Genomic DNA, 20,333 nt, shown 5'->3' with positions numbered 1-20,333 from the left:
CCGAGTGATGGGATTACGAGAGAGCGCAGACGCAGATCGTCAATCGATTGATGGAGAACAACATGGCTTCGCTGAGACAAATCGCGTTTTACGGCAAGGGTGGTATCGGAAAATCCACGACGTCACAGAACACGCTGGCAGCTCTTGCCGAGATGGGCCACAAAATCCTGATCGTCGGCTGTGATCCGAAGGCCGACTCGACCCGCTTGATCCTGCATGCCAAGGCCCAGGACACGATCTTGAGTCTCGCGGCCGACGCCGGCAGCGTCGAGGACCTCGAGATCGAGGATGTCTTGAAGGTGGGCTATAAGGATATTCGCTGCGTTGAATCCGGTGGTCCGGAGCCGGGCGTCGGGTGCGCCGGCAGGGGCGTCATTACATCGATTAACTTCTTGGAAGAAAACGGCGCCTACGAGGACATTGATTACGTATCCTACGACGTGCTCGGCGACGTCGTCTGCGGCGGCTTTGCGATGCCGATACGGGAGAATAAGGCGCAAGAGATCTACATCGTCATGTCCGGCGAGATGATGGCGATGTACGCCGCCAATAACATCTCAAAAGGCATTTTGAAATATGCCAACTCCGGTGGCGTGCGGCTCGGCGGCTTGATTTGCAACGAGCGGCAGACCGACAAGGAGCTGGAGCTGGCGGAGGCGCTGGCCAAGAAGCTCGGCACTCAGCTAATCTACTTTGTTCCCCGGGACAACGTCGTCCAGCACGCCGAACTACGCCGAATGACGGTGCTGGAATATGCGCCGGACTCCAAGCAGGCGGAACACTATCGCAACCTCGCGACCAAAATCCACAACAACGGCGGCAAGGGTATCATCCCGACGCCGATCAGCATGGACGAACTTGAGGACATGCTGATGGAGCACGGGATCATGAAGCCGATCGACGAAAGCCAGGTCGGCAAGACTGCTTCCGAACTCGCCGCCGTTTCGGCCTGAACCGATACCTCACATTCAGCACAAGAAAGCGTCGGTCCAAAGGCGCAGAGAGCAATAAGGACATTCGCATGAGTCTGGCATCCACCCAGAGCGTTGCAGAGATCAAGGCCCGCAACAAGGAATTGATCGACGAGGTCTTGAAGGTCTACCCCGAGAAGACCGCTAAACGGCGTGCCAAGCACCTTAATGTCCACGAGGCTGGCAAGCCTGACTGCGGTGTTAAATCGAATCTCAAATCGATCCCTGGTGTAATGACCATCCGAGGCTGCGCCTACGCCGGCTCGAAAGGGGTCGTGTGGGGTCCGATCAAGGACATGATCCACATTAGCCACGGCCCGGTCGGTTGTGGCCAGTATTCCTGGGGATCGCGACGCAACTATTATGTCGGCACCACCGGCATCGATGCCTTCGGGACCATGCAGTTCACTTCCGACTTCCAGGAGAAGGATATTGTCTTCGGCGGCGATAAGAAGCTCGCCAAGGTGATTGACGAGATCCAGGGCTTGTTTCCGCTCAACCGCGGAATCACCGTCCAGTCGGAATGTCCGATCGGCCTCATAGGCGATGACATAGAAGCAGTGTCGAGGGCAAAGTCGAAGGAATATGATGGCAAGACAATCGTGCCGGTGCGCTGCGAAGGGTTCCGCGGCGTATCGCAGTCGCTTGGCCACCACATCGCCAATGACGCTGTACGCGACTGGATTTTCGACAAGATCAGTCCGGAAGCCGAGCGGCGGTTCGAATCCACGCCCTATGACGTTGCCATCATCGGCGACTACAACATCGGTGGCGACGCCTGGTCATCTCGCATCCTACTGGAGGAGATGGGCCTGCGCGTGATCGCGCAGTGGTCGGGCGATGGCAGCCTCGCCGAGCTTGAAGCGACGCCGAAAGCGAAGCTGAATATCCTGCACTGCTATCGCTCAATGAATTACATCTCTCGCCATATGGAGGAAAAGTTCGGAATTCCCTGGTGCGAATATAACTTCTTCGGCCCATCCAAGATCGCGGAGTCGCTGCGTAAGATCGCGAGCTTCTTCGATGAGAAGATTAGCGAAGGGGCCGAGCGAGTCATAGCTGAAATACCAGCCTTTGGTCGATGCTGTCATCGCCAAGTACCGGCCACGTCTAGAAGGCAAGTCCGTGATGCTCTTCGTTGGTGGTTTGCGACCTCGGCACGTGATTGGCGCGTATGAAGATCTCGGTATGGAGGTTATCGGGACCGGCTACGAATTCGGTCACAACGACGATTATCAGCGTACGGCCCAGCATTACGTCAAGGACGGCACATTAATATACGACGACGTCACTGGCTACGAATTCGAGCGCTTCGTCGAGAAGATCCAGCCCGATCTCGTTGGTTCTGGCATTAAGGAGAAGTACGTCTTCCAGAAGATGGGCGTGCCGTTCCGGCAGATGCACTCCTGGGACTATTCGGGCCCCTATCATGGCTATGATGGGTTCGCGATCTTCGCCCGCGACATGGATATGGCAGTCAATTCTCCGGTCTGGAAGAAGACCAGGCCGCCGTGGAAGGACGCTCCGCGGCCGAGCCTGATGGCGGCGGAATAAACGAGCAGGGCCAGACGATCGAACACGAATCCAATAAGGACGCCACGATGACACAGAATGCCGAAAACGTGCTCGATCATCTCGAGCTGTTCCGAGGCCCGGAATACCAGCAAATGCTGGCGAACAAACGGGCGCTCTTCGAGAATGCGCATGATCCTGCGGAGGTCGAACGTATCCGCGAATGGGCCAAAACACCCGAATATCGCGAGAAGAACTTCGCGCGCGAGGAGCTGACCATCAATCCGGCCAAGGCTTGCCAGCCGTTGGGTGCCGTGTTTGCTTCCGTCGGTTTCGAGAGCACGTTGCCTTTCGTGCACGGCTCACAGGGCTGCGTCGCCTATTATCGAAGCCACCTGTCGCGCCACTTCAAGGAGCCGACCTCCTGCGTTTCCTCGTCAATGACCGAAGATGCAGCTGTATTCGGCGGTCTCAATAACATGATCGACGGGCTCGCCAACAGCTACAATATGTACAAGCCGAAGATGATTGCGGTCTCGACCACCTGCATGGCGGAAGTAATCGGCGATGATCTCAACGCCTTCATCAAGACGTCAAAGGAAAAAGGCTCGGTTCCCGCCGAGTTTGACGTTCCCTTCGCCCACACGCCCGCCTTCGTCGGCAGCCATGTCACGGGCTATGACAACGCCCTAAAAGGCATCATCGAGCATTTCTGGGACGGCAAAGCGGGTTCTGAGCCAAAGCTCGAGCGCCAACCGAACGAAAGTATCAACTTCATTGGCGGCTTCGACGGCTACACCGTAGGCAACATCCGTGAGATAAAGCGCATTTTCGAATTGATGGGCGTCGAGTACACGATTCTCGCTGATAACAGTGACGTGTTCGACACGCCGACGGACGGTGAGTTTCGAATGTATGATGGAGGGACAACGCTGGCGGACGCCGCAAATGCCATCCACGCCAAGGCGACCATCTCAATGCAGCAGTCTTGTACAGAGAAAACGCTAGCTTTCATCGAGAGTCATGGCCAACAGGTCGTTTCGTTTAATCATCCGGTCGGCGTCAGCGCGACCGACGACTTTCTGATGACGCTGTCGCGCATTACGGGCAAAACAATCCCGAAGGTCCTAGAACAGGAGCGGGGCCGTCTCGTCGATGCCATGGCCAACTCCAGTGCGCACATTCACGGTAAAAAGTTCGCAATCTATGGCGATCCCGACCTCTGCTATGGCCTAGCGGCCTTCCTGCTCGAGCTCGGCGCCGAACCCACCCACGTCCTGTCAACCAACGGCAACAAGGCGTGGGAAGACAAGATGCAGGCGTTGTTTGCCAATTCGCAGTTCGGCAAGGACTGCCATGCCTATCCGGGGAAAGACCTTTGGCACATGCGTTCGCTGCTGTTCACCGAGCCGGTCGATTTTCTGATCGGCAACACCTACGGCAAGTACCTGGAGCGCGACACCGGCACGCCGCTGATCCGCATCGGCTTTCCCGTGTTCGATCGGCACCACCATCACCGCTATCCAGTATGGGGCTATCAGGGCGGCATGAATGTGCTGGTGAAGATACTCGATAAGATATTCGAGGAGATAGACAAGAGCACCAACGTCGTGGGTAAAACCGACTACAGCTTTGACATCATCCGTTAATGCGAGCGTCTCTCCACCTCATCGCCGCATGTCGCAGCCTTGAGGTGGGGATCTACACACCCGCTACCATTCATGCAGACAAAAGGCGTCTGCGGAAGGAGACAACCGTGACTTCGCTGTCAGCCACGATCCAACACGTCTTCAACGAGGCGGACTGCGCCAAGAACGCCAGTAAATCGCAGGCTGAACGAAAGAAAGGCTGCACCAAGCAGCTGCAGCCGGGCGGGGCGGCCGGAGGGTGTTCTTTTGATGGCGCCAAGATTGCTCTGCAGCCATTTACGGATGTCGCTCATCTCGTTCATGGCCCGATCGCGTGCGAAGGCAATTCCTGGGACAATCGCGGCTCTGTCTCCTCAGGGTCTGATCTGTGGCGCAGAAGCTTCACGACGGATATGCATGAGATTGATGTCGTGTTCGGCGGCGAAAAGCGGCTGTACAAGGCCATCAAGGAAATCATCGAGAAGTATGATCCTCCCGCGATCTTCGTGTACCAGACCTGCGTGCCGTCCATGATCGGTGACGATATCAATGCGGTCTGCAAGATCGCGGCAGCGAAATTCGGCAAGCCCGTCATTCCCGTCAACTCGCCGGGCTTTGTTGGTTCGAAAAACCTCGGCAATAAGCTCGCCGGTGAAGCGCTGCTAGAGTACGTGATTGGCACGCAGGAGCCCGATTGCACAACACCCTACGATATCAATCTCATCGGCGAATACAATTTGTCAGGCGAGCTCTGGCAGATCAAGCCGCTGCTGGACGAAATCGGCATCCGCGTCCTGTCCTGCATCTCCGGCGATGGCAAATATCGCGAGGTCGCCTCCTCACATCGTGCGCGCGGGGCCATGCTGGTGTGCTCCAAGGCCATGATTAACGTTGCGAGTAGTATGAAAGAGCGCTTCGGTATCCCATTCTTCGAAGGATCATTCTACGGCATCCAGGACACGAGCGAGGCTCTGCGAACCATCGCGCGTATGCTGATCGAGCGCGGTGCGCCGCCCCAGTTAATGGAGCGCACTGAGGCAGCAATCGCTCGTGAGGAAGCGAAGGCTTGGGCGGCGATCGAGCGCTTCAAGCCGCGGTTTGCCGGCAAGAAGGTGCTGCTCGTCACCGGGGGCGTGAAGTCATGGTCGGTGGTCGCGGCTCTGCAGGAAGCAGGGCTCGAGATCGTCGGCACTTCTGTCAAGAAATCCACGAGCCAGGACAAGGAGCGCATTCAGAAGTTGATGGGGCATGATGCCCACATGATCGACGATCTTACGCCACTTGAAATGTACAAGATGCTCAGAGAGGCTAAAGCGGACATCATGCTCTCGGGCGGCAAGTCGCAATTTGTCGCTCTGAAAACGGCCATGCCATGGCTCGACATCAATCAAGAGCGCTGCCACGCCTACATGGGCTATGTGGGCATCGTCAAGCTCATGGAAGAGATCGATAAGGCGCTTTACAATCCGATGTGGGATCAGCTCCGTAGGCCAGCGCCGTGGGATGTCGCTGAGGTCAACTGGCAAGCTGAAGCGCTTGGGCAAATGGATGTGCCCGTCGCTCGAGGCGGGCTGAATTCGCTCGGTGCCGAGAAGGCCGCGCGCGGCAAGAAAACCGAGTCGTGCAAAACGGTCGATCCCAGCATCATCAAGGATCGCATTACCGCTCACGGCTCGACCGCTACCGATGCCATCGGCCATGATGCCAAGGCTTCCACCGCCTGTATGCGTCAGACCGTTGACAACATGCCGGCCCAGCCGACGTTCGGACTGCAGGCGGCGGAGTAGGGCGACAAGCAGAGTGCAAGCCATGGCTATCGTTACGTGTTCCGACAAGGCCTGCACGATCAACCCGCTCAAGATGAGCCAACCGATCGGCGGCTCCTTCGCCTTCTTGGGACTTCGGGGGGCGATGCCACTCTTACATGGTCCTCAGGGCTGCACGTCCTTCGGGTTAACCCTGTTTGTCCGACATTTCAAGGAAGCGGTACCGCTGCAGACCACCGCGATGAGCGAGGTGTCGACCGTGCTCGGTGGCTACGAGAATGTCGAGCAGGCAATTCTCAATATCCACAAGCGCGTCAAGCCGGAGATCATCGGCATCAATTCGACAGGTGTCACGGAGACCAAGGGCGACGACGTGGAGGCGTTCATCCGCCTTATTCGGCAGAATCACCCGCATCTCAAAAAGTTGCCGCTCGTCTACGTTTCGACGCCCGATTTCAAGGATGCCTTTCAGGATGGCTGGGAAAAAACTGTAGCCCGAGTGGTCGAAGTGCTTGTTGATCCCGTTGATGTGGCCGCGCCGCGTGATTCCTCGCGCGTTAATGTCCTACCTGGCTGCCACCTCACCCCTGGCGACCTGGACGAGCTACGGACGATCTTTGAGGACTTCGGGCTGAGACCGTCCTTCTTGCCGGATATCTCAGGTTCGCTCGACGGTCACATCCCCGACGAATTCACGCCGACTACGATCGGCGGGATCGGGGTCGACGAGATCGCGACTATGGGGCAGGCGGCCTGGACGATTGCTATCGGAGCGCAGATGAGGCGTGCGGCCGAGGCGATGCAGGCCAGTACTGGCGTGCCGTTCCGGCTATTCGAACGGCTCTGTGGCCTCATTCCCAATGATGAATTTATCACTTTCTTGAGCGAGATCAGCGGCAAGGCGGTGCCGAAAAAATATCGCCGGCAACGTTGCCAGCTCGCGGACGCCATGCTGGATGCGCATTTCCATATCGGAGGTCGAAAGCTCGCCATTGGGGCCGAGCCGGACCTCTTGTTCGATATCTCGAGCATGCTGTACGAGATGGGTGCGCAGGTGACCGCGGCGGTGACGACAACGGCATCTCCGGTGCTCGAACAGGTCAAGGCGCAAGAAGTCGTCATCGGCGATCTCGGAGATTTGGAGGATCTTGCCAAGGCGCGGCAGTGCGACCTGCTGATCTCTCATTCGCACGGCCGGCAAGCGGCCGCACGGTTAGAAATTCCGTTCTACCGCGCCGGCTTTCCGATGTTCGATCGCCTAGGCGCAGGTCACCGGATGAGCGTGGGCTATCGCGGTACGCGCGATCTTATCTTTGATCTCGCGAACCTCATCATTGCTGACCGCGAGGACAACCGCCAGCCCACGCCGACAACGTGGCGGATCGCAGACACCGGTCTGCATGTCGTTCCGCCACAACTAAATTGACGCGAAATAGGAATCAGAGCCGATGAAGGTTGCATTCGCCACCCAGGATCTAAAGCGCGTCGATGCACATTTTGGCTGGGCCAAAAACATCGCCATCTACGACGTCAGGCCGGAAGGGCACCGCTTGATCGAGGCCATCCAGTTCGACGGCGATCTTAAGGAGGACGGCAATGAGGACAAGCTTGCGCCGAAGATCGAGGCCATCAAAGACTGCGCCATCCTCTACGTTGCCGCGATCGGCGGCTCTGGTGCCGCACGTGTCGTGGCAAACAATATCCATCCGATGAAAGTGACCCAACCCGAAGCGATCGACGATCTCTGTATCAAGCTCGAAGGTGTGTTGAAAGGCTCGCCGCCACCCTGGTTGCGCAAGGTGCTGGCCAAAGGCCAGGATCGCTCGTTTGATTTCGAGGACTGAGGGAAAACGACTATGAACGAGGCGGGTGAATTGAGTCAAACCGGCCCTGCGGAGGGGGCACCCTTTGTGAAGGAGCTCGTCAAGATCTGGCGCGCCGAGGACGGCCACGGCGCTTGGGAGGGCAAAAGGGACCTCGAGCTGCTCGAGCCCTATATTCTCGACAGGGAGAAGCGCCGCGCCTTGCCGATTGTGGGCGATCCCGATCCGGACACGATCTGGCGATTGGAATTGTTCTTCAACGCTGTTGCGATATCCATCGAGAAGGCTACCGGCGTCATGATTTCGCCGATGCTGAAAATGCACCACGAAGGCTTTGGCCGCATAGTGCTGATAGGCGGTCGACTGATTGTCGTAAATAAGCAGCTGCGCGACGTGCATCGTTTCGGTTTTGACAATCTCTCAAAGCTCGTTACGGAAGCTGACAGACATGTCGACAGCGGAATCGAGATGATACGAAAGTTCCCGGAAGTTGCAAACTACTGAGGTGATGGATGAGCAACCTGGAAGCACTGGAAGCCGAGATCAAGAAGCTCTCGGCCAAGGCTACTCAGGCAAAGATGGATCTCCACGACCTGGCTGAGGAACTGCCCGCAAACTGGACGTCGATCCTTAGCGTTGCCCAACAGGTTCACGATGCCTTCGACGAGCTCGAGCGCAAGCGAGAGGATCTCAAGGCGCAGGAACAAGAATACGGATCGTGACATGTCATTTGCAACGCGCGACGGTCGCAATTGGACGCCCGAGTATCTGATTTCCATCGACCCCAAGAAGTGCATTGGCTGTGGCCGTTGCTACAAAGTATGCGGGCGCGAAGTCATGATGCTGAAGGGCCTCAATGAGGCCGGCGAGATTATCGATCTAGAAGATGATGATGACGAGATCGAAAAGAAGGTCATGGTGCTGAAGGATCAAGGAGCGTGCATCGGCTGCGGCGCCTGTGCACGGGTGTGCCCGGCCAATTGCCAGACCCACTCTCCAGCCGCTTGAATGTAGCCATCGCGACAGGCGAAGCGATGATCGCTTAGGTTCTTCGGAAGTGGGCCAAGCGCTGTTAGCCCGGAAGGCTCTTAACGAGAGTACGAGTGACATTTCCTCCTCTCGCCGGCGGCTTGGAATAATTCTAACAAAGGGTAGGAGATCGGCGCTTAGTCCGCGGCGGTTCGGCATGCAGCAGGCAACTCGGCAGTTAGGTACTTAGTGCTAGCTCCGAGGCATTCAACTCTTGCTACTCGATCCCCTGTTCACGGGCCTTCGTCATCGCAGCAATGCGAAACCGTTCGTGGATAGCGAGGCGATTGCCGAGCATATCGGCCTGCGCCTTGTTGAAAGCGGCGAGAACGATCTCCGCTTCCTCGCGCGTTAGCGGGACGCGGCCAGCCATGTGGGTGGCCTCTGGCACCATGGCCCGAATCGCTCGGCGGTATGGGTGATCCTTGACTTCGATGAGCTCGCTAGCTTCAAGCCTGCCCCCAAGCATGATTGCGAGCCCCACAACCTCGAGCTTGCGGCCGTCCTGCGTGGTCTTGATCAGCGTTGCCATTTCTGTTCGGTCTCCAGCGCTGCAAACCAGATATAGCCAGGCGTTCCCAGAGGTGGCGTCAAGGCACGGCCGGAGCTCGAAGCGCGGTGGTCTGTCAGACCGCGCGGCAACTCGGTTGAAAGCATGAGGTATCCGGGGGGCAGATCCACAATGGGAGGCTGCGTTGGACCGCAGCGCAGAATCGGGCAGCTTTGTCGAGGCCAGCAACTCGAATCCCGTCGCGTCAAACCGACACCTTTTGGCGCTTCACCCATCTTCGCACCCGCTCCTTGGACGCGGCAGAAATATCGGCCTGGCGAAGCCCGGAGTTGGCGGACATTGTCGTTGTCGGGCCATTCCAGCCGTCCTCAGTGATGATTGAAAGACCCCAATCTTCAGCAGCGCATCTTGCATGCAAGAAGACTTCCGCAACTTCCGACTCGTGCTTGGCTGGCCCCAGCGTAGAAGTTCATTGTCAAGCAAACGAGCCTGGCGGCACGAGAACAGCGAACAATTCTGACGCGAAACGCTAAACAGGGCGGTTCTCGTTACGATTCTTCACGGGCTTCATCTTAGCGAGACCTTCCTCGTAGGAGATTTCGGCATAACAGGCGTCGACGTTTTTGGCGGCATCGAGCACATAATCGAGCTTGCCTCCGGTATCTAGCTTCTTGATGTCGTTCTTGTCGACACGGGCGAGATCCATCATCTCCTTCCATACCGTCGATTCGTCACATGGCAGCACGCGGAATGTGATATCACCGATCTTGGTACGATATCTCGCCAATAAGTCGATGTTGTTGCAGAAAATGAAGTAGCTACCCTTCTGGCTCAAGGCACCATCCAGCACTTTTGCGACATCGGAAAGATAAGCAAAAGAATGCAGGTAGCCGGCGAGCACGGGGATCGTTGCCTCTCCCTCGTCTGCGATAGTCAGTACTTGCTCGAGCGAATAGTCGGGCGGACGCTTCTCGTCGGCAACCTGAGCCTGGAACTTCAGGGCGATATCGCCGCGGAAGCCGAAGCGGCCGGGTTTTGTGGTTTCGCCCTTTAGCACCGCATTTAGTAGACGGCCTTCCTTGTCGAGCCGACCGAGAACGGTGTTGTTAATGGACGTCATGAATCCCCTCGTTTGATGTAGCCGGTGCAAATGTCGCACCGCGTGAAATCGCCTTGGCCTGCATGCAAATTGTTTGCCGCTTCGAAAGTGTGCAGCGAACGCTAGAAAAGCGGCCCTTTGTCTGTGCTTAGCCAGACATGTGTTTCCTAGCGCGACAATCGTGGCAGAGCCGTCCCAGGCTGCAAAGCCTTGTGTCGGAAGCCCGACATCCCTTGCAACGCCTTCAGGCGGCAGAAGCCAAGCGCTGTCAGGAGCGCGATCCTTGGCATGGGACTTGCCAACATTTTCGCCAAAGAGCGCAGAGGGAAACCGATGATCAACCTGACAGAGAGCGCGCAAAATGCGCTGAAGAGCGCAATCTCCGCGGCAGCGCAGCCAGTGAGCGGCTTGCGGATAATGGTCGAAGGGGGCGGCTGTGCGGGCTTCAAATACACGATGGGACTTGCCGCGGCACCGAAGCCCGACGACACTGTGATCGAACGAGGCGGCATCAAGCTGTTTATCGACAACGATAGTCACGAGCATCTTGCCGGAACCACGATCGATTTTGTGGTGGCGTTCGATAGCTCAGGTTTCACCTTTGACAATCCAAACGCAAAGTCGAACTGCTCATGTGGAAAGTCATTTAGCTAGGGCTGACTTGCGAAGAACACGACAGAGAGCCGACAAATGCTCGTTGAGTCCGAACAATCGAGACAACTGAGAGCCGACGAGCCTTCGGGGCGTGAGCGGATCGTCCGTGCCGTGCTTGACGAAATCCGGCCTAGGCTGAAGCGTGACGGCGGAGATTGCGAGCTTGTCGGGATCGACGGCGATAAGATCATGGTCAAGCTCACAGGTGCGTGCGTTTTCTGCAAGCTCGCAAATGCGACCCTCGAAGGCATTCGGGCGCGATTGATCGAGCGGCTGGGCGAGTTCGTCCGCCTGATCCCGGTCGCGGGTTCTGCCAGAAATGGAAACTAAGGAAGACGAACGGTGCGGCCGATCTACCTCGACAACAACGCAACCACACGCACGGATCCGTCGGTCGTCGCGGCCATGCTGCCATTTTTTTCCGAGCAGTTCGGCAATGCCTCCTCAGCGCATGCGGTCGGCAGGAAAGTCGCGGAAAGCATAAGGGCGGCTCGCAGGAGCGTGCAGACGCTGATCGGTGCCGCCTTTGATCACGAGGTCGTCTTTACCTCAGGCGGTACCGAATCGGACAATACCGCGATCCTCTCGGCGCTCGCTATACAGGAACAACGCGACGAGATCGTCACCACGGCTGTAGAACACCCCGCCGTGCTCTCGCTCGTAGACGAGCTCGGCCGCCGCGGCAACAAATGCCATCTAATTCCTGTCGATTGCGCCGGACGACTGGACATTGATGCCTATGGCCGCGCCTTGTCTCAGCGTACCGCGGTTGCTTCCGTCATGTGGGCCAATAATGAGACCGGCACGATCTTTCCAGTCAAAATCCTCGCCAAGATGGCGCGCGCTGCCGGCGCGCTCTTCCACACTGATGCCGTGCAGGCTGTGGGTCGAATTCCAATCGACGTGAAGACGACCGCGGTCGACATGCTGTCGCTTTCTGGTCACAAGCTGCATGGTCCAAAAGGCATTGGCGCGCTCTATGTGCGCAAAGACACTAAATTTAGGCGGCTGATCTACGGCGGACCGCAGGAGCGTCGCCGACGTCCTGGCACCGAGAATGTGCCCGGCATCATTGGGCTGGGTAGGGCTGCGGAGCTCGTTGCGGTGGAGCTCGGACGGGAGCGGATGGAAATTGCCGCGCTGCGCGATCGGTTTGAGCAAGGCGTCCTTGATCTCGGCAATTGCGTGGTGCTCGGGGACGAAGAGAACCGCCTGCCAAACACATCAAACATTGCCTTTGAACATATGGAAGGTGAAGCAATCACTCACCATTTGAATCGCGCTGGCGTTGCCGCGTCCCTGGGATCAGCGTGCAGGTCTGGCTCTATGGAGCCATCGCATGTGCTACGCGCGATGAACGTACCGTCGGCCCGGCTGCGCGGCGCGATCCGCTTCTCACTCTCTCGCGAGACCACCAGCGACGAGATCGATCATGTCCTGGTTGCGCTCCGGAAGATCATTACGAAACTGAGAGAGGCATCTCCCGGATGGCTGGAGCGTACAAGAGCGACCTCACGATACAATGAGTCTATTCTATGAAAATTATTATTCGTCGTTCCCCTGAAAGTGGTCTTTCGATTTACGTCCCCAAGAAGGATCTTGAAGAGCCGATTGTTGAATCCGAATACGAGACGCTGTGGGGCGGCTGGATCAGAATTGCCAACGGCTGGGTGCTCGATCTGCCGCAGATGAGGAGCGACACAACGTTGCCGATTACGGTCAACGCAAAGAAGCGCGGCGGGGACCGAGAGGAAGCATGAACGTTCCCGATCCATGCATCGCGTTCGTTCATCTGCGGGCTGCCGAAGCCATGCTCCGCAAGGTTAGTGAGGGGCTTCGTCATGGCAATGTTGTTCCCTATCTGGGGCCCGGCTTAGCGAAGTTGTCGAATCCGAGTGTGCCGATGAATCCGGAGGACCTAGCGGTATTCTTCGCGGCCAAGGTGGCCTTGCCAAGGCGCGCGCGAGGGAACGCCTGGGCGTCTGCGCAGTACATCGAAAGAACGAGGCACCGTACGACATTGACAGCGATGATGGCGGACGCCTTTAGCAGGCCGGTCGAACCAACGCAGTTGCACCAATATCTTGCAATGCTGCCGCTGCCGCTCATCGTGGATAGTTGGTACGATGGCGCGATGAGAAATGCCCTGACTGGGTATAGCAATTGGGGCGAGATCCAGGGAATCAGCCGCGCCGGTCTCGGTGAGCGCCGCTGGTATCGGTTCTATGATGCCCCAGGTACCGAAGTCGATCGCTCTTCGGCAAGGAATTGGAAAACCATCCTCTACAAGCCGCACGGCAGCGTCGCCCCGGCCAAGAATTTTCTGGTCTCCGACGCCGATTATGTTGAGGTGCTAACCGAAATCGACATACAGACGCCGATTCCGGAAGAGGTGATGGCTCGCCGTACCGATCGCAGCTTCCTATTTCTTGGCTGCCGTTTCAATGACCAGCTTCTACGGACCTATGCGCGGCAGCTGTCGAAGCGCTCATCCGATGTACACTACGCGGTGGTCGAGCCAGGCACGCTCTCCAAGAATGAACGCCGTTTCTTGCTTGAGCAGGGCGTGACGCCAATCGCAATTCCGCTCACCCAGGCCGTGGAGATCCTCTCGGCCAGTTAGCGGACGCATCGCGCAATCATTCTTTTCGGCAGTTCGCAAGGAATCGTCGTCACTGCATGGCCGCCACCTGGCGAGGCATCCCTCCAGGAAAAATAGAGACGAATGAGGCGATGGGTCTGTCAACATCTCTGCTCACGCCGTCGCCACAAAGCATGTCGGCTTTCCGACATGCCTCGGCAACCCTCTATCCCTGCGTTTTCTAACTCTTTGAACACGACGACAAAAAAGCGCCTGCCGGTGCCATGGCATGCCGGTTGCTAAGATCTGGCTACACCATGAGTTTCAGGCCTGAAGGGAGAACTGGGCATATGGATGCTCCAACGCTACAGGAAGCATCGAGCAGCGATCATGAGATCGGCGAGATCAGGCAACTGTTTGGCGGGCAAAAGGGCTGCGGCACGGCTGGTTGCGGTTCGCGAGCGGGCCGTGGCGATCTGCCGGCCGAGACATGGGAGAAAGTAAAAAACCACCCGTGCTACAGTGAACAAGCGCATCATCACTACGCGCGCATGCATGTCGGGGTCGCACCAGCGTGCAATATCCAGTGCAATTACTGCAACCGCAAATATGATTGTGCCAATGAATCGCGTCCGGGTGTGGTGAGCGAGAGGCTGACGCCCGAGCAGGCCGCTAGGAAAGTGATGGCGGTTGCTTCTACCATTCCGCAGATGACCGTGGTCGGCATCGCCGGTCCTGGCGATCCGCTCGCCAACTCCGAAAAGACCTTCAAGACGATCGAGCTCGTGCATGAAGTAGCACCCGATCTCAAGCTGTGTCTGTCGACGAACGGTCTGGCGTTACCCGATCACATCGACGCCATCACAAAATTAAATGTCGAGCACGTCACGATTACGATCAATATGGTCGATCCCGAGATCGGCGCAAAGATCTATCCCTGGATCTTCTATAAGCACAAACGCTACACCGGCATCCAAGCCGCAAGAATTCTCAGCGATCGCCAGCTCCAAGGGCTTGAGATGCTCGCAGAGCGCGCAATCCTCTGCAAAATCAACTCGGTCATGATCCCCGGGATAAATGATCGGCACCTCATCGAGGTCAACAAGGCCGTGAAATCCCGCGGTGCTTTCCTGCACAACATCGTGCCGCTGATTTCCTCGCCCGAACACGGAACCGTGTTCGGCCTGAATGGCCAGCGTGGCCCGACCACACGGGAACTGAAGGCGCTGCAGGATAGCTGCGAGGGTGAGATGCAGATGATGCGCCATTGCCGTCAGTGCCGCGCCGACGCGGTCGGCCTTCTCGGGGAAGACCGCAGAGCGGAGTTCACCACCGAGAAGATCATGCAGATGGATGTCAAATACGATGTCGAGAGCCGGAAGGGCTACCAGATCAAGATCGAGGAGGGGCGTTCCGCTAAGACTGTTGCCGAGGGCGCGGAGCTTACGAAACGCGCAGAGAGCGGTAACGACATTAAAGTGCTGGTGGCAGTCGCGACCAAGGGGTCAGGTCTGATCAACGAGCACTTTGGTCATGCCAAGGAATTCCAGATATATGAGCTCTCCACAGGCGGCGCCAAATTCGTTGGCCATCGCCGCGTCGATGTGTATTGCCAGGGTGGCTATGCCGAGGAAGGAAGCCTCGGGACCATCATCCGCAGCATCAACGATTGCCACGCGGTATTCATCGCCAAGATCGGCGGCTGCCCTAAAGCCGAATTGACTAGGGCCGGCGTTGAGCCAGTCGATCAATACGCTCATGAGCCAATCGATAAGTCGACGAGCGCTTGGTTCGAAGCCTATCTCAACAGGGTGAGCAGCGGCGCGATCAAACATGTAGAACACGGCGATCCTGCGATCTGCCGACGCACGCCAATCTCCGCGGCGTGAGATAGGAGAAACAATGCCATTCAAGATTATTGCCTCTCAGTGCACGGGCTGCTCCGCGTGCGCGCCAGAATGTCCGAACGTCGCGATCACAGAGAAGGGCGGAACGTTCGTGATTGATCCAAAAAAGTGTACTGAATGCATCGGCCATTTCGATGAGCCGCAATGCGCGGCGGTCTGTCCAGTCGACAACACTTGTGTCATCGACACGACGCTTGCGCGCTACCAGGTGCCCGCATGAGCAGGAGACAGCATATGAAGCGCAGGCTTATAGAAGCTGTACGACGAATGGTCCGCATGATTCTCCACTCCAATGGGCTCGCCGGCTGCGACTCTTGTCTTGCGATTAGCCCTAGCGGATGCTCCGGGCTTGCCTGTCGCGTGCTCAGGAGCCGCGCGTCTTTGACGCCGGGGCCGAGCCTGATCACGTCAGGCTCTTCATGGGCCGGAAGAGACCGCTGTGCTGCGCGGCGGTGGGACGGTCGACGCCGATAAGCTGAAGCCTACCTGGTCCGCATTATCAGAGCGCCGGAAAGTCTCCTGCGCGAACGATTGATTGGAGGAGGCTGCCAGCGATGCCAGATGCTCCGTTCAGCCCACAATCCGAAATCAATGATGCGCTTCTCACCAGCACCTTACTCGGACATGGGTTGCCCAGCGAAGCTGAGCATCACCTTTGGGAGGCGAGCCTTTTCTATCATCTCGATGACATTGCCGAAAGCCACTTGCGCCAGGCGGAGGCGCTCGCACCAGGGCACGCGGCGGTGCTGATTGGCCTCTTTCGCTTTTATTTCTACAAGGCGCGCCTTCCCGAGGCGCTGCAGGTCGCTCAGCGCTGCATAACCAAGGCGGCCGAGGTGAATAGTCTTTCGACAGACTGGCGCCTTGTGCGAGCGGGTGACGCGGAGTTCGGGCGATATGAAAGCATTCTGCCGCGCTTTTTTCTATTTTCTCTGAAAGGATATGCCTATTTACAAATGCGCCTCGGTGAAACCGAGGAAGGGCGCACAGCTATTCAAAAGCTCTTGGAGCTCGATCCCAGCGATAAGATTGGTGCCAAGGTCCTCCTGCATGTGCTGCAACGCATGGGGCAATACGATGAGTGACGACATCGACGAGGCCCGAAATTGGCAGGACAAACAGGTCGATTGTGCGCGCTGCGCGCATGCCGATCTGAAGGCCTCTGGCCGCTGTCAGCCAAAGCACGCTTGCGTGGACGACCGCTATACTCAACGGGTCGATCGCTTCTTCGACTGGAATCCAGAACTCGCGGACACGTACCTAGCTCACCCGTATTTTGAGGTGCGCGCGACCGCGGCGAAATTCGCCAGTCTCTTTCTTTTGCCTCCATTGCTCGCCGATGACGATGAAACCGTACGTTCAAGCGCTGTCCGCCGCCTGCCTGGACGCTACGCCCTGCAACTACGCAATGATCCTTGTGATGAAGTCAGGATGTGGGTCGCAACTCGGATCGAAGGCGATGATCTACTGCTGGTCGTTTCGGATAAAGAATATTACGTCCGCCTTGTGGTAGCGCGGCGGATCGCGCCATCGCTGCTCGGCGGATTGGTCCACGATGAGGAAGCCGAGGTTCGTCGTGTGGTAGCGCGACGGATCCCGGATGAATGGCTGCTTCGCATGGTCGACGACCGCGACGCGTCGGTGAGGCTGACGATAGCCCAACGACTGTCGCCGCAGTTATTGTCGCTTCTGCGCCACGACCAAGACTGGCGCATCCGGCACGAGGTGGCGAGCCGGATCGCACCCTCCGAACTCATAGGCCTTATCGATGACCCATACAGCCTAGTGCGTGACGTCGCGCGCTCGCGACTTGTCCTCGAGCCAGGACGAGGACCGGGGGCACCGGCATGAGCAGTGGTGTTCCTGATAATGACCTCGTCGAGCTGATCGCTGCACCCGCGTTCGACTTCGGCGAGAAGGTGCGGGCCAATCGTACCATCCGCAATGACGGGACCTATGCTGGCAAGGAGATCGGCGACATCCTGGCCAAGAAGGGCGAGGTCGGCTACGTCGTATCGATAGGCACTTTCCTGCAGCAGTTCTACATCTACGGAGTCGAATTCATCGAATCCGGCAACGAGAGTCGGCATGAAGCGTAAGGAACTTGATCGGGTCGTACCACGCGACGGGGCCGAAGACCTGCTCTTGCGCGGGAGCTGAATCACGATGATCGAAGCCAAACCGCCAAAATATCAGCGGGGCCAGCGCGTCAAGGCGATGTTCGATCTGATCAATGACGGGTCCTTTTCCGATGCTCGACCCCAAGGCGTCCTGGTCAGTCTCCGCGACATTGGCAAGATCGTCCGAGTTCTCCGGCGCAGCGAGGCGAACCTGCCGATCTATCTGGTCGAGTTCCGTAATAAATTGGTCGTCGGCTGCCTCGAAAGAGAAATCGGCCTGATCGAGGAAGAGGGCGCATGATCGTCGGCTCAGGCGTAAATCCAAGGCGACCGGCGCACCCTAACGACATCGATCGCAGGCGAATCGAGCGTGCGCTGAAGTCGAGAGACCGCTACCGGTATGTTTCAGCGAGTATCACCTTGGTTGCCGGCGGCTACTTGATCAAAAGCCCATGCTGCTCGCGTAACATCGACACCGAAGGCGGCATCATTGAGGTGGCCCTGCTGCGCCACGACAGCGCAAGCGGTTGGTGGAAGGTGTTCCGAAAGGATCATAAGCAATGCGTCTGGAAGCTGCACTCGACGCACCGGCGCTTGGCAGCGGTTACCGATCTCTTGAACGCCGATCCGGAACGGCTGTTCTGGCAGTAAGGAGACAATCGATGGCTTTGGCGGCAGTTGAAATCGCAAGTATCGAGCAGGAACTCGAGTCATTCGATGATGTGTCTCAAGCCTACGCGGCTTTGCGACAGAGATACCCGCATCTGGCTTGGGTCCGCTGCGACTCCTCCGACCTCACCGAAACACCCTTCTGCAGTATCAGGCAATTCGACCTGCATTTGCTCGATAGCGCTGATCATTGTGTGCGGATCACGGACGACCCGAGACGTGCGACCGGGATTGTTCTGGCCAAGAGGGTGGCCGGGCCGTGACGGACCACGCCTAGCTTACGGCTACGCTATAGAGGCGGACGAAGAGTTGGGTTCAAGGAGACCCGAAGGCTCCGTCGTCATTTACCCAGGCCGAAATCGCGGCAGTCGATCGCGTGTTGCGCTCACAAGCGCTCTCGGATGGCGTGTTCACGGTAAAATGGAAAGCGCAATTCGCCGCCTATCTCGCGCGCAAGCATGCCGTTGCGGTACTGACCGGCACCATCGGCCATCTCGTCGAATGACGGTCGTTGAAGTTGGTTCGGAGCTTGCATGGAGCCGTGCGAGAGCAGGAGTGAACGACCATGGCGATGGAAGGACCGGCGATTGAGACGTTGATCCGCGAAGCGTTTCCGGACGCAGATGTGATTGTGACCAAGCTCGCAGGCACCGGGCGCCATTGTGGGGTACGAATCGTGTCGCAGGCCTTTGCCGGCAAGAGTCGCATCGAACAGCATCAGATGATCTATGAGGCGCTAAAGGGAAAGATAACCGATACGGTCCACCCGCTCGTGCTCGAAACCGCCGTTCCAATGAGCCACTTGCAAGGAAAGACTTAATGGGTGACCTAACTCATCAATGCATTAAACACGTCAGTGCTGGAGGCGACATCAAAAGTGTTTCGAACTGGCCGATTATCCTGCCGCTCTACGTTAACACAGAAACTCTCGGCGGCTGCGAGAGTGATCCCAAGATGTCCAGAGAGGTCAGCCTAACACGTCTGACGATGGTGGATTAGGGTAACAGCAGTATGAGCAGCAACATGAACGAGTGTGAAATCCCCCAGCTCTACCGGCATCACGTTTTTGCCTGCCACACTGAACGCCCACCCGACCATCCACATGGTAGCTGTGGGACGGCGGGCGGTGGACCGTTGTGGGAGCGGCTCGGCAAAGCGATCGAGACGAGAGGCCTCACCGATGTCGGTTTCACTGCAACCAGCTGTCTCGGCTTCTGCAGCTCCGGTCCACTGATGGTCGTCTATCCTGACGGTGTCTGGTATCGTCCGCGTACCCCGGAAGACATTGACGAGATTGTTGACTCGCATCTGACGCATGGCCACCGCGTTGACCGCCTCGTGATCGTGCTCACGCGAAGTTAGCGCCCCGTGTGGTATAAAGACGGACGCCGCTGCGTTGGCGCGGGGAGGAAACCCCTCTCCTCGCACTTCAGCGGCGGCCTGCTGGAACGATGCTGCGCGTCTTTCCGCTGCCCAGAAATGCTGCTTTCATTCGGTCTTACAAGGCGGTGACGTCTCTGTGCGCGTGCAGCCCTGAAGCTCCCGCTTCGGGCTTGCGCCTAGGAGTGACAGTACCGGCTCCCGGTCAAATCCGGCACATTTCAGGTTAATGGCCTCGATCAGTGGACGCCGGATCAGCAGCGGATCCTCAAGCAATAAGGCGATCGCGTCGATTGCATTGATGGCCGCCGGGTCAACGGCACCCGATTTCACCCGCGGCGCGGCGGGATTGAACCATGATCGAACCGGCGAGTCACCAAAGAAAGAGAGCAGAGTTGGCGCGGTCCAGAGCTCGGTCATCAAGTTCTTTGCAATGACCTGATGGCCCGCCGACTCCAGCGCGCGAATCTGGCGCGCGTTCGTGCCGCAACCAGGCTTCTCCCAAATCAGAACAGTAGCCATGTCCAAAATCCCTATTCCATTGCGCTGAGCTGGATCAGTGGCGCCGTGTCGATCCGTTTTTCGGATGCGTCGAGCGTTTGGGTTGATCACCGCAGCTGTTGTTCCCGTCGGTGCGATCATCTCGTCGGATTTGTCTAGGCGATCAAAATGCAGACAGCTTC

General features: G+C 57.7%; 26 protein-coding genes and 2 pseudogenes. 25 read left to right on the top strand and 3 right to left on the bottom strand.

Annotated elements, in window-relative coordinates:
* Positions 1–62 precede the first annotated feature (62 nt).
* The 9 genes and pseudogenes from nifH to fdxB all read left to right on the top strand — a co-directional run bounded on the left by nifH (position 63) and on the right by fdxB (position 8,708).
* Positions 63–953 carry a nitrogenase iron protein gene (gene nifH, locus ACSKB8_RS01560; protein ID WP_438102037.1) on the top strand — a complete coding sequence of 297 codons (891 nt, stop codon included), beginning with the start codon at positions 63–65 and terminating at the stop codon, positions 951–953.
* A gap of 68 nt (positions 954–1,021) precedes the next feature.
* Positions 1,022–2,525 (top strand): annotated as a pseudogene (gene nifD, locus ACSKB8_RS01555) (nitrogenase molybdenum-iron protein alpha chain).
* A 47-nt stretch (positions 2,526–2,572) separates the two neighbouring features.
* Complete coding sequence (gene nifK, locus ACSKB8_RS01550) at positions 2,573–4,132, top strand: nitrogenase molybdenum-iron protein subunit beta (protein WP_438110322.1); 1,560 nt, start codon at positions 2,573–2,575, stop codon at positions 4,130–4,132.
* A 107-nt stretch (positions 4,133–4,239) separates the two neighbouring features.
* On the top strand, positions 4,240–5,898 hold the full coding sequence (gene nifE / locus ACSKB8_RS01545; RefSeq protein ID WP_438102035.1) for a nitrogenase iron-molybdenum cofactor biosynthesis protein NifE: 1,659 nt from the start codon (positions 4,240–4,242) through the stop codon (positions 5,896–5,898).
* 22 nt (positions 5,899–5,920) lie between these two features.
* Positions 5,921–7,303 (top strand): nitrogenase iron-molybdenum cofactor biosynthesis protein NifN, encoded by a 1,383-nt coding sequence (gene nifN, locus ACSKB8_RS01540; RefSeq protein WP_438102034.1) that lies wholly within the window; start codon positions 5,921–5,923, stop codon positions 7,301–7,303.
* A gap of 22 nt (positions 7,304–7,325) precedes the next feature.
* Positions 7,326–7,721: a nitrogen fixation protein NifX gene (nifX, locus tag ACSKB8_RS01535; protein ID WP_438102032.1), complete on the top strand. Its 396-nt coding sequence runs from the start codon at positions 7,326–7,328 to the stop codon at positions 7,719–7,721.
* A gap of 12 nt (positions 7,722–7,733) precedes the next feature.
* On the top strand, positions 7,734–8,204 hold the full coding sequence (locus ACSKB8_RS01530) for a NifX-associated nitrogen fixation protein (protein ID WP_438102030.1): 471 nt from the start codon (positions 7,734–7,736) through the stop codon (positions 8,202–8,204).
* A gap of 8 nt (positions 8,205–8,212) precedes the next feature.
* Positions 8,213–8,422 carry a CCE_0567 family metalloprotein gene (locus tag ACSKB8_RS01525; RefSeq protein ID WP_438102029.1) on the top strand — a complete coding sequence of 70 codons (210 nt, stop codon included), beginning with the start codon at positions 8,213–8,215 and terminating at the stop codon, positions 8,420–8,422.
* Position 8,423: 1 nt separating this feature from the next.
* Positions 8,424–8,708, top strand: coding sequence for a ferredoxin III, nif-specific (gene fdxB / locus ACSKB8_RS01520; RefSeq protein ID WP_438102027.1), 285 nt, complete (start codon positions 8,424–8,426; stop codon positions 8,706–8,708).
* A 238-nt stretch (positions 8,709–8,946) separates the two neighbouring features.
* Here fdxB and ACSKB8_RS01515 read toward each other — a convergent pair whose 3' ends face one another.
* Together ACSKB8_RS01515 and ACSKB8_RS01510 are read right to left on the bottom strand one after the other, a co-directional pair.
* Positions 8,947–9,261, bottom strand: coding sequence for a hypothetical protein (locus ACSKB8_RS01515; protein ID WP_438102025.1), 315 nt, complete (start codon positions 9,259–9,261; stop codon positions 8,947–8,949).
* 508 nt (positions 9,262–9,769) lie between these two features.
* Positions 9,770–10,360, bottom strand: a complete 591-nt coding sequence (locus ACSKB8_RS01510; protein WP_438102023.1) for a hypothetical protein — start codon at positions 10,358–10,360, stop codon at positions 9,770–9,772.
* Between the two features lie 312 nt (positions 10,361–10,672).
* On the opposite strand from ACSKB8_RS01510, the gene ACSKB8_RS01505 reads away from it, so the two are divergent.
* The 16 genes and pseudogenes from ACSKB8_RS01505 (at position 10,673) to ACSKB8_RS01430 (ending at position 19,632) form a co-directional block, all read left to right on the top strand.
* On the top strand, positions 10,673–10,993 hold the full coding sequence (locus ACSKB8_RS01505) for a HesB/IscA family protein (RefSeq protein ID WP_438110320.1): 321 nt from the start codon (positions 10,673–10,675) through the stop codon (positions 10,991–10,993).
* Positions 10,994–11,029: 36 nt separating this feature from the next.
* A complete protein-coding gene (locus ACSKB8_RS01500) occupies positions 11,030–11,323 on the top strand; it encodes a NifU family protein (RefSeq protein ID WP_438102021.1) in 294 nt (97 codons plus the stop codon).
* A 12-nt stretch (positions 11,324–11,335) separates the two neighbouring features.
* Entirely contained in the window at positions 11,336–12,532 is a 1,197-nt protein-coding gene (nifS, locus tag ACSKB8_RS01495; protein WP_438102020.1) for a cysteine desulfurase NifS, read from the top strand.
* Positions 12,529–12,753, top strand: a complete 225-nt coding sequence (gene nifT, locus ACSKB8_RS01490) for a putative nitrogen fixation protein NifT (protein ID WP_438102018.1) — start codon at positions 12,529–12,531, stop codon at positions 12,751–12,753. Before nifS ends, nifT begins: the two co-directional genes overlap by 4 nt.
* Positions 12,750–13,616, top strand: coding sequence for an SIR2 family NAD-dependent protein deacylase (locus tag ACSKB8_RS01485; RefSeq protein ID WP_438102016.1), 867 nt, complete (start codon positions 12,750–12,752; stop codon positions 13,614–13,616). The genes nifT and ACSKB8_RS01485 overlap by 4 nt, the downstream gene beginning before the upstream one ends.
* 308 nt (positions 13,617–13,924) lie before the next feature.
* A complete protein-coding gene (nifB, locus tag ACSKB8_RS01480; protein WP_438102015.1) occupies positions 13,925–15,463 on the top strand; it encodes a nitrogenase cofactor biosynthesis protein NifB in 1,539 nt (512 codons plus the stop codon).
* A 13-nt stretch (positions 15,464–15,476) separates the two neighbouring features.
* Complete coding sequence (locus ACSKB8_RS01475; RefSeq protein WP_438102013.1) at positions 15,477–15,701, top strand: 4Fe-4S binding protein; 225 nt, start codon at positions 15,477–15,479, stop codon at positions 15,699–15,701.
* 334 nt (positions 15,702–16,035) lie between these two features.
* Positions 16,036–16,566, top strand: coding sequence for a hypothetical protein (locus tag ACSKB8_RS01470; protein WP_438102011.1), 531 nt, complete (start codon positions 16,036–16,038; stop codon positions 16,564–16,566).
* The gene (locus tag ACSKB8_RS01465) at positions 16,559–17,332 is read left to right on the top strand and encodes a 4Fe4S-binding leucine-rich repeat protein (protein ID WP_438102010.1); all 774 of its coding nucleotides are present in this window, start codon (positions 16,559–16,561) and stop codon (positions 17,330–17,332) included. The genes ACSKB8_RS01470 and ACSKB8_RS01465 overlap by 8 nt, the downstream gene beginning before the upstream one ends.
* Positions 17,329–17,641 (top strand): annotated as a pseudogene (locus tag ACSKB8_RS01460) (nitrogen fixation protein NifZ). The gene ACSKB8_RS01465 and the pseudogene ACSKB8_RS01460 overlap by 4 nt, the downstream one beginning before the upstream one ends.
* A 6-nt stretch (positions 17,642–17,647) precedes the next feature.
* Complete coding sequence (locus tag ACSKB8_RS01455; protein ID WP_438102008.1) at positions 17,648–17,902, top strand: nitrogen fixation protein NifZ; 255 nt, start codon at positions 17,648–17,650, stop codon at positions 17,900–17,902.
* Entirely contained in the window at positions 17,899–18,252 is a 354-nt protein-coding gene (locus ACSKB8_RS01450; protein ID WP_438102006.1) for a DUF3024 domain-containing protein, read from the top strand. Before ACSKB8_RS01455 ends, ACSKB8_RS01450 begins: the two co-directional genes overlap by 4 nt.
* A gap of 11 nt (positions 18,253–18,263) precedes the next feature.
* Complete coding sequence (locus ACSKB8_RS01445; RefSeq protein WP_438102004.1) at positions 18,264–18,533, top strand: DUF6129 family protein; 270 nt, start codon at positions 18,264–18,266, stop codon at positions 18,531–18,533.
* A gap of 95 nt (positions 18,534–18,628) precedes the next feature.
* On the top strand, positions 18,629–18,775 hold the full coding sequence (locus ACSKB8_RS01440; protein ID WP_438110318.1) for a DegT/DnrJ/EryC1/StrS family aminotransferase: 147 nt from the start codon (positions 18,629–18,631) through the stop codon (positions 18,773–18,775).
* Positions 18,776–18,835: 60 nt separating this feature from the next.
* The gene (locus tag ACSKB8_RS01435) at positions 18,836–19,090 is read left to right on the top strand and encodes a BolA/IbaG family iron-sulfur metabolism protein (protein WP_438102003.1); all 255 of its coding nucleotides are present in this window, start codon (positions 18,836–18,838) and stop codon (positions 19,088–19,090) included.
* Positions 19,091–19,281: 191 nt separating this feature from the next.
* On the top strand, positions 19,282–19,632 hold the full coding sequence (locus ACSKB8_RS01430) for a (2Fe-2S) ferredoxin domain-containing protein (RefSeq protein ID WP_438102001.1): 351 nt from the start codon (positions 19,282–19,284) through the stop codon (positions 19,630–19,632).
* A 126-nt stretch (positions 19,633–19,758) separates the two neighbouring features.
* Here the strand turns inward: ACSKB8_RS01430 and ACSKB8_RS01425 are convergent, their stop codons facing one another.
* On the bottom strand, positions 19,759–20,172 hold the full coding sequence (locus ACSKB8_RS01425) for an ArsC/Spx/MgsR family protein (protein WP_438110316.1): 414 nt from the start codon (positions 20,170–20,172) through the stop codon (positions 19,759–19,761).
* Positions 20,173–20,333 lie beyond the last annotated feature (161 nt).

The sequence above is a fragment of the Bradyrhizobium sp. BR 1432 genome (assembly GCF_051547705.1).
Lineage (GTDB): Bacteria > Pseudomonadota > Alphaproteobacteria > Rhizobiales > Xanthobacteraceae > Bradyrhizobium > Bradyrhizobium zhanjiangense.
Note: the sequence above shows the minus strand (reverse complement) of the source record. Positions and strands in the feature narration are given on the sequence as shown.

Coding starts and splice junctions, on each gene's coding strand:
- nifH (WP_438102037.1), top strand. CDS start 63: ATGGCTTCGCTGAGACAAATCGCGTTTTACGGCAAGGGTGGTATCGGA.
- nifK (WP_438110322.1), top strand. CDS start 2,573: ATGACACAGAATGCCGAAAACGTGCTCGATCATCTCGAGCTGTTCCGA.
- nifN (WP_438102034.1), top strand. CDS start 5,921: ATGGCTATCGTTACGTGTTCCGACAAGGCCTGCACGATCAACCCGCTC.
- nifX (WP_438102032.1), top strand. CDS start 7,326: ATGAAGGTTGCATTCGCCACCCAGGATCTAAAGCGCGTCGATGCACAT.
- ACSKB8_RS01530 (WP_438102030.1), top strand. CDS start 7,734: ATGAACGAGGCGGGTGAATTGAGTCAAACCGGCCCTGCGGAGGGGGCA.
- ACSKB8_RS01525 (WP_438102029.1), top strand. CDS start 8,213: ATGAGCAACCTGGAAGCACTGGAAGCCGAGATCAAGAAGCTCTCGGCC.
- fdxB (WP_438102027.1), top strand. CDS start 8,424: ATGTCATTTGCAACGCGCGACGGTCGCAATTGGACGCCCGAGTATCTG.
- ACSKB8_RS01515 (WP_438102025.1), bottom strand. CDS start 9,261: ATGGCAACGCTGATCAAGACCACGCAGGACGGCCGCAAGCTCGAGGTT.
- ACSKB8_RS01510 (WP_438102023.1), bottom strand. CDS start 10,360: ATGACGTCCATTAACAACACCGTTCTCGGTCGGCTCGACAAGGAAGGC.
- ACSKB8_RS01505 (WP_438110320.1), top strand. CDS start 10,673: ATGATCAACCTGACAGAGAGCGCGCAAAATGCGCTGAAGAGCGCAATC.
- ACSKB8_RS01500 (WP_438102021.1), top strand. CDS start 11,030: ATGCTCGTTGAGTCCGAACAATCGAGACAACTGAGAGCCGACGAGCCT.
- nifT (WP_438102018.1), top strand. CDS start 12,529: ATGAAAATTATTATTCGTCGTTCCCCTGAAAGTGGTCTTTCGATTTAC.
- ACSKB8_RS01485 (WP_438102016.1), top strand. CDS start 12,750: ATGAACGTTCCCGATCCATGCATCGCGTTCGTTCATCTGCGGGCTGCC.
- nifB (WP_438102015.1), top strand. CDS start 13,925: ATGGATGCTCCAACGCTACAGGAAGCATCGAGCAGCGATCATGAGATC.
- ACSKB8_RS01475 (WP_438102013.1), top strand. CDS start 15,477: ATGCCATTCAAGATTATTGCCTCTCAGTGCACGGGCTGCTCCGCGTGC.
- ACSKB8_RS01470 (WP_438102011.1), top strand. CDS start 16,036: ATGCCAGATGCTCCGTTCAGCCCACAATCCGAAATCAATGATGCGCTT.
- ACSKB8_RS01465 (WP_438102010.1), top strand. CDS start 16,559: ATGAGTGACGACATCGACGAGGCCCGAAATTGGCAGGACAAACAGGTC.
- ACSKB8_RS01455 (WP_438102008.1), top strand. CDS start 17,648: ATGATCGAAGCCAAACCGCCAAAATATCAGCGGGGCCAGCGCGTCAAG.
- ACSKB8_RS01450 (WP_438102006.1), top strand. CDS start 17,899: ATGATCGTCGGCTCAGGCGTAAATCCAAGGCGACCGGCGCACCCTAAC.
- ACSKB8_RS01445 (WP_438102004.1), top strand. CDS start 18,264: ATGGCTTTGGCGGCAGTTGAAATCGCAAGTATCGAGCAGGAACTCGAG.
- ACSKB8_RS01435 (WP_438102003.1), top strand. CDS start 18,836: ATGGCGATGGAAGGACCGGCGATTGAGACGTTGATCCGCGAAGCGTTT.
- ACSKB8_RS01430 (WP_438102001.1), top strand. CDS start 19,282: ATGAGCAGCAACATGAACGAGTGTGAAATCCCCCAGCTCTACCGGCAT.
- ACSKB8_RS01425 (WP_438110316.1), bottom strand. CDS start 20,172: ATGGCTACTGTTCTGATTTGGGAGAAGCCTGGTTGCGGCACGAACGCG.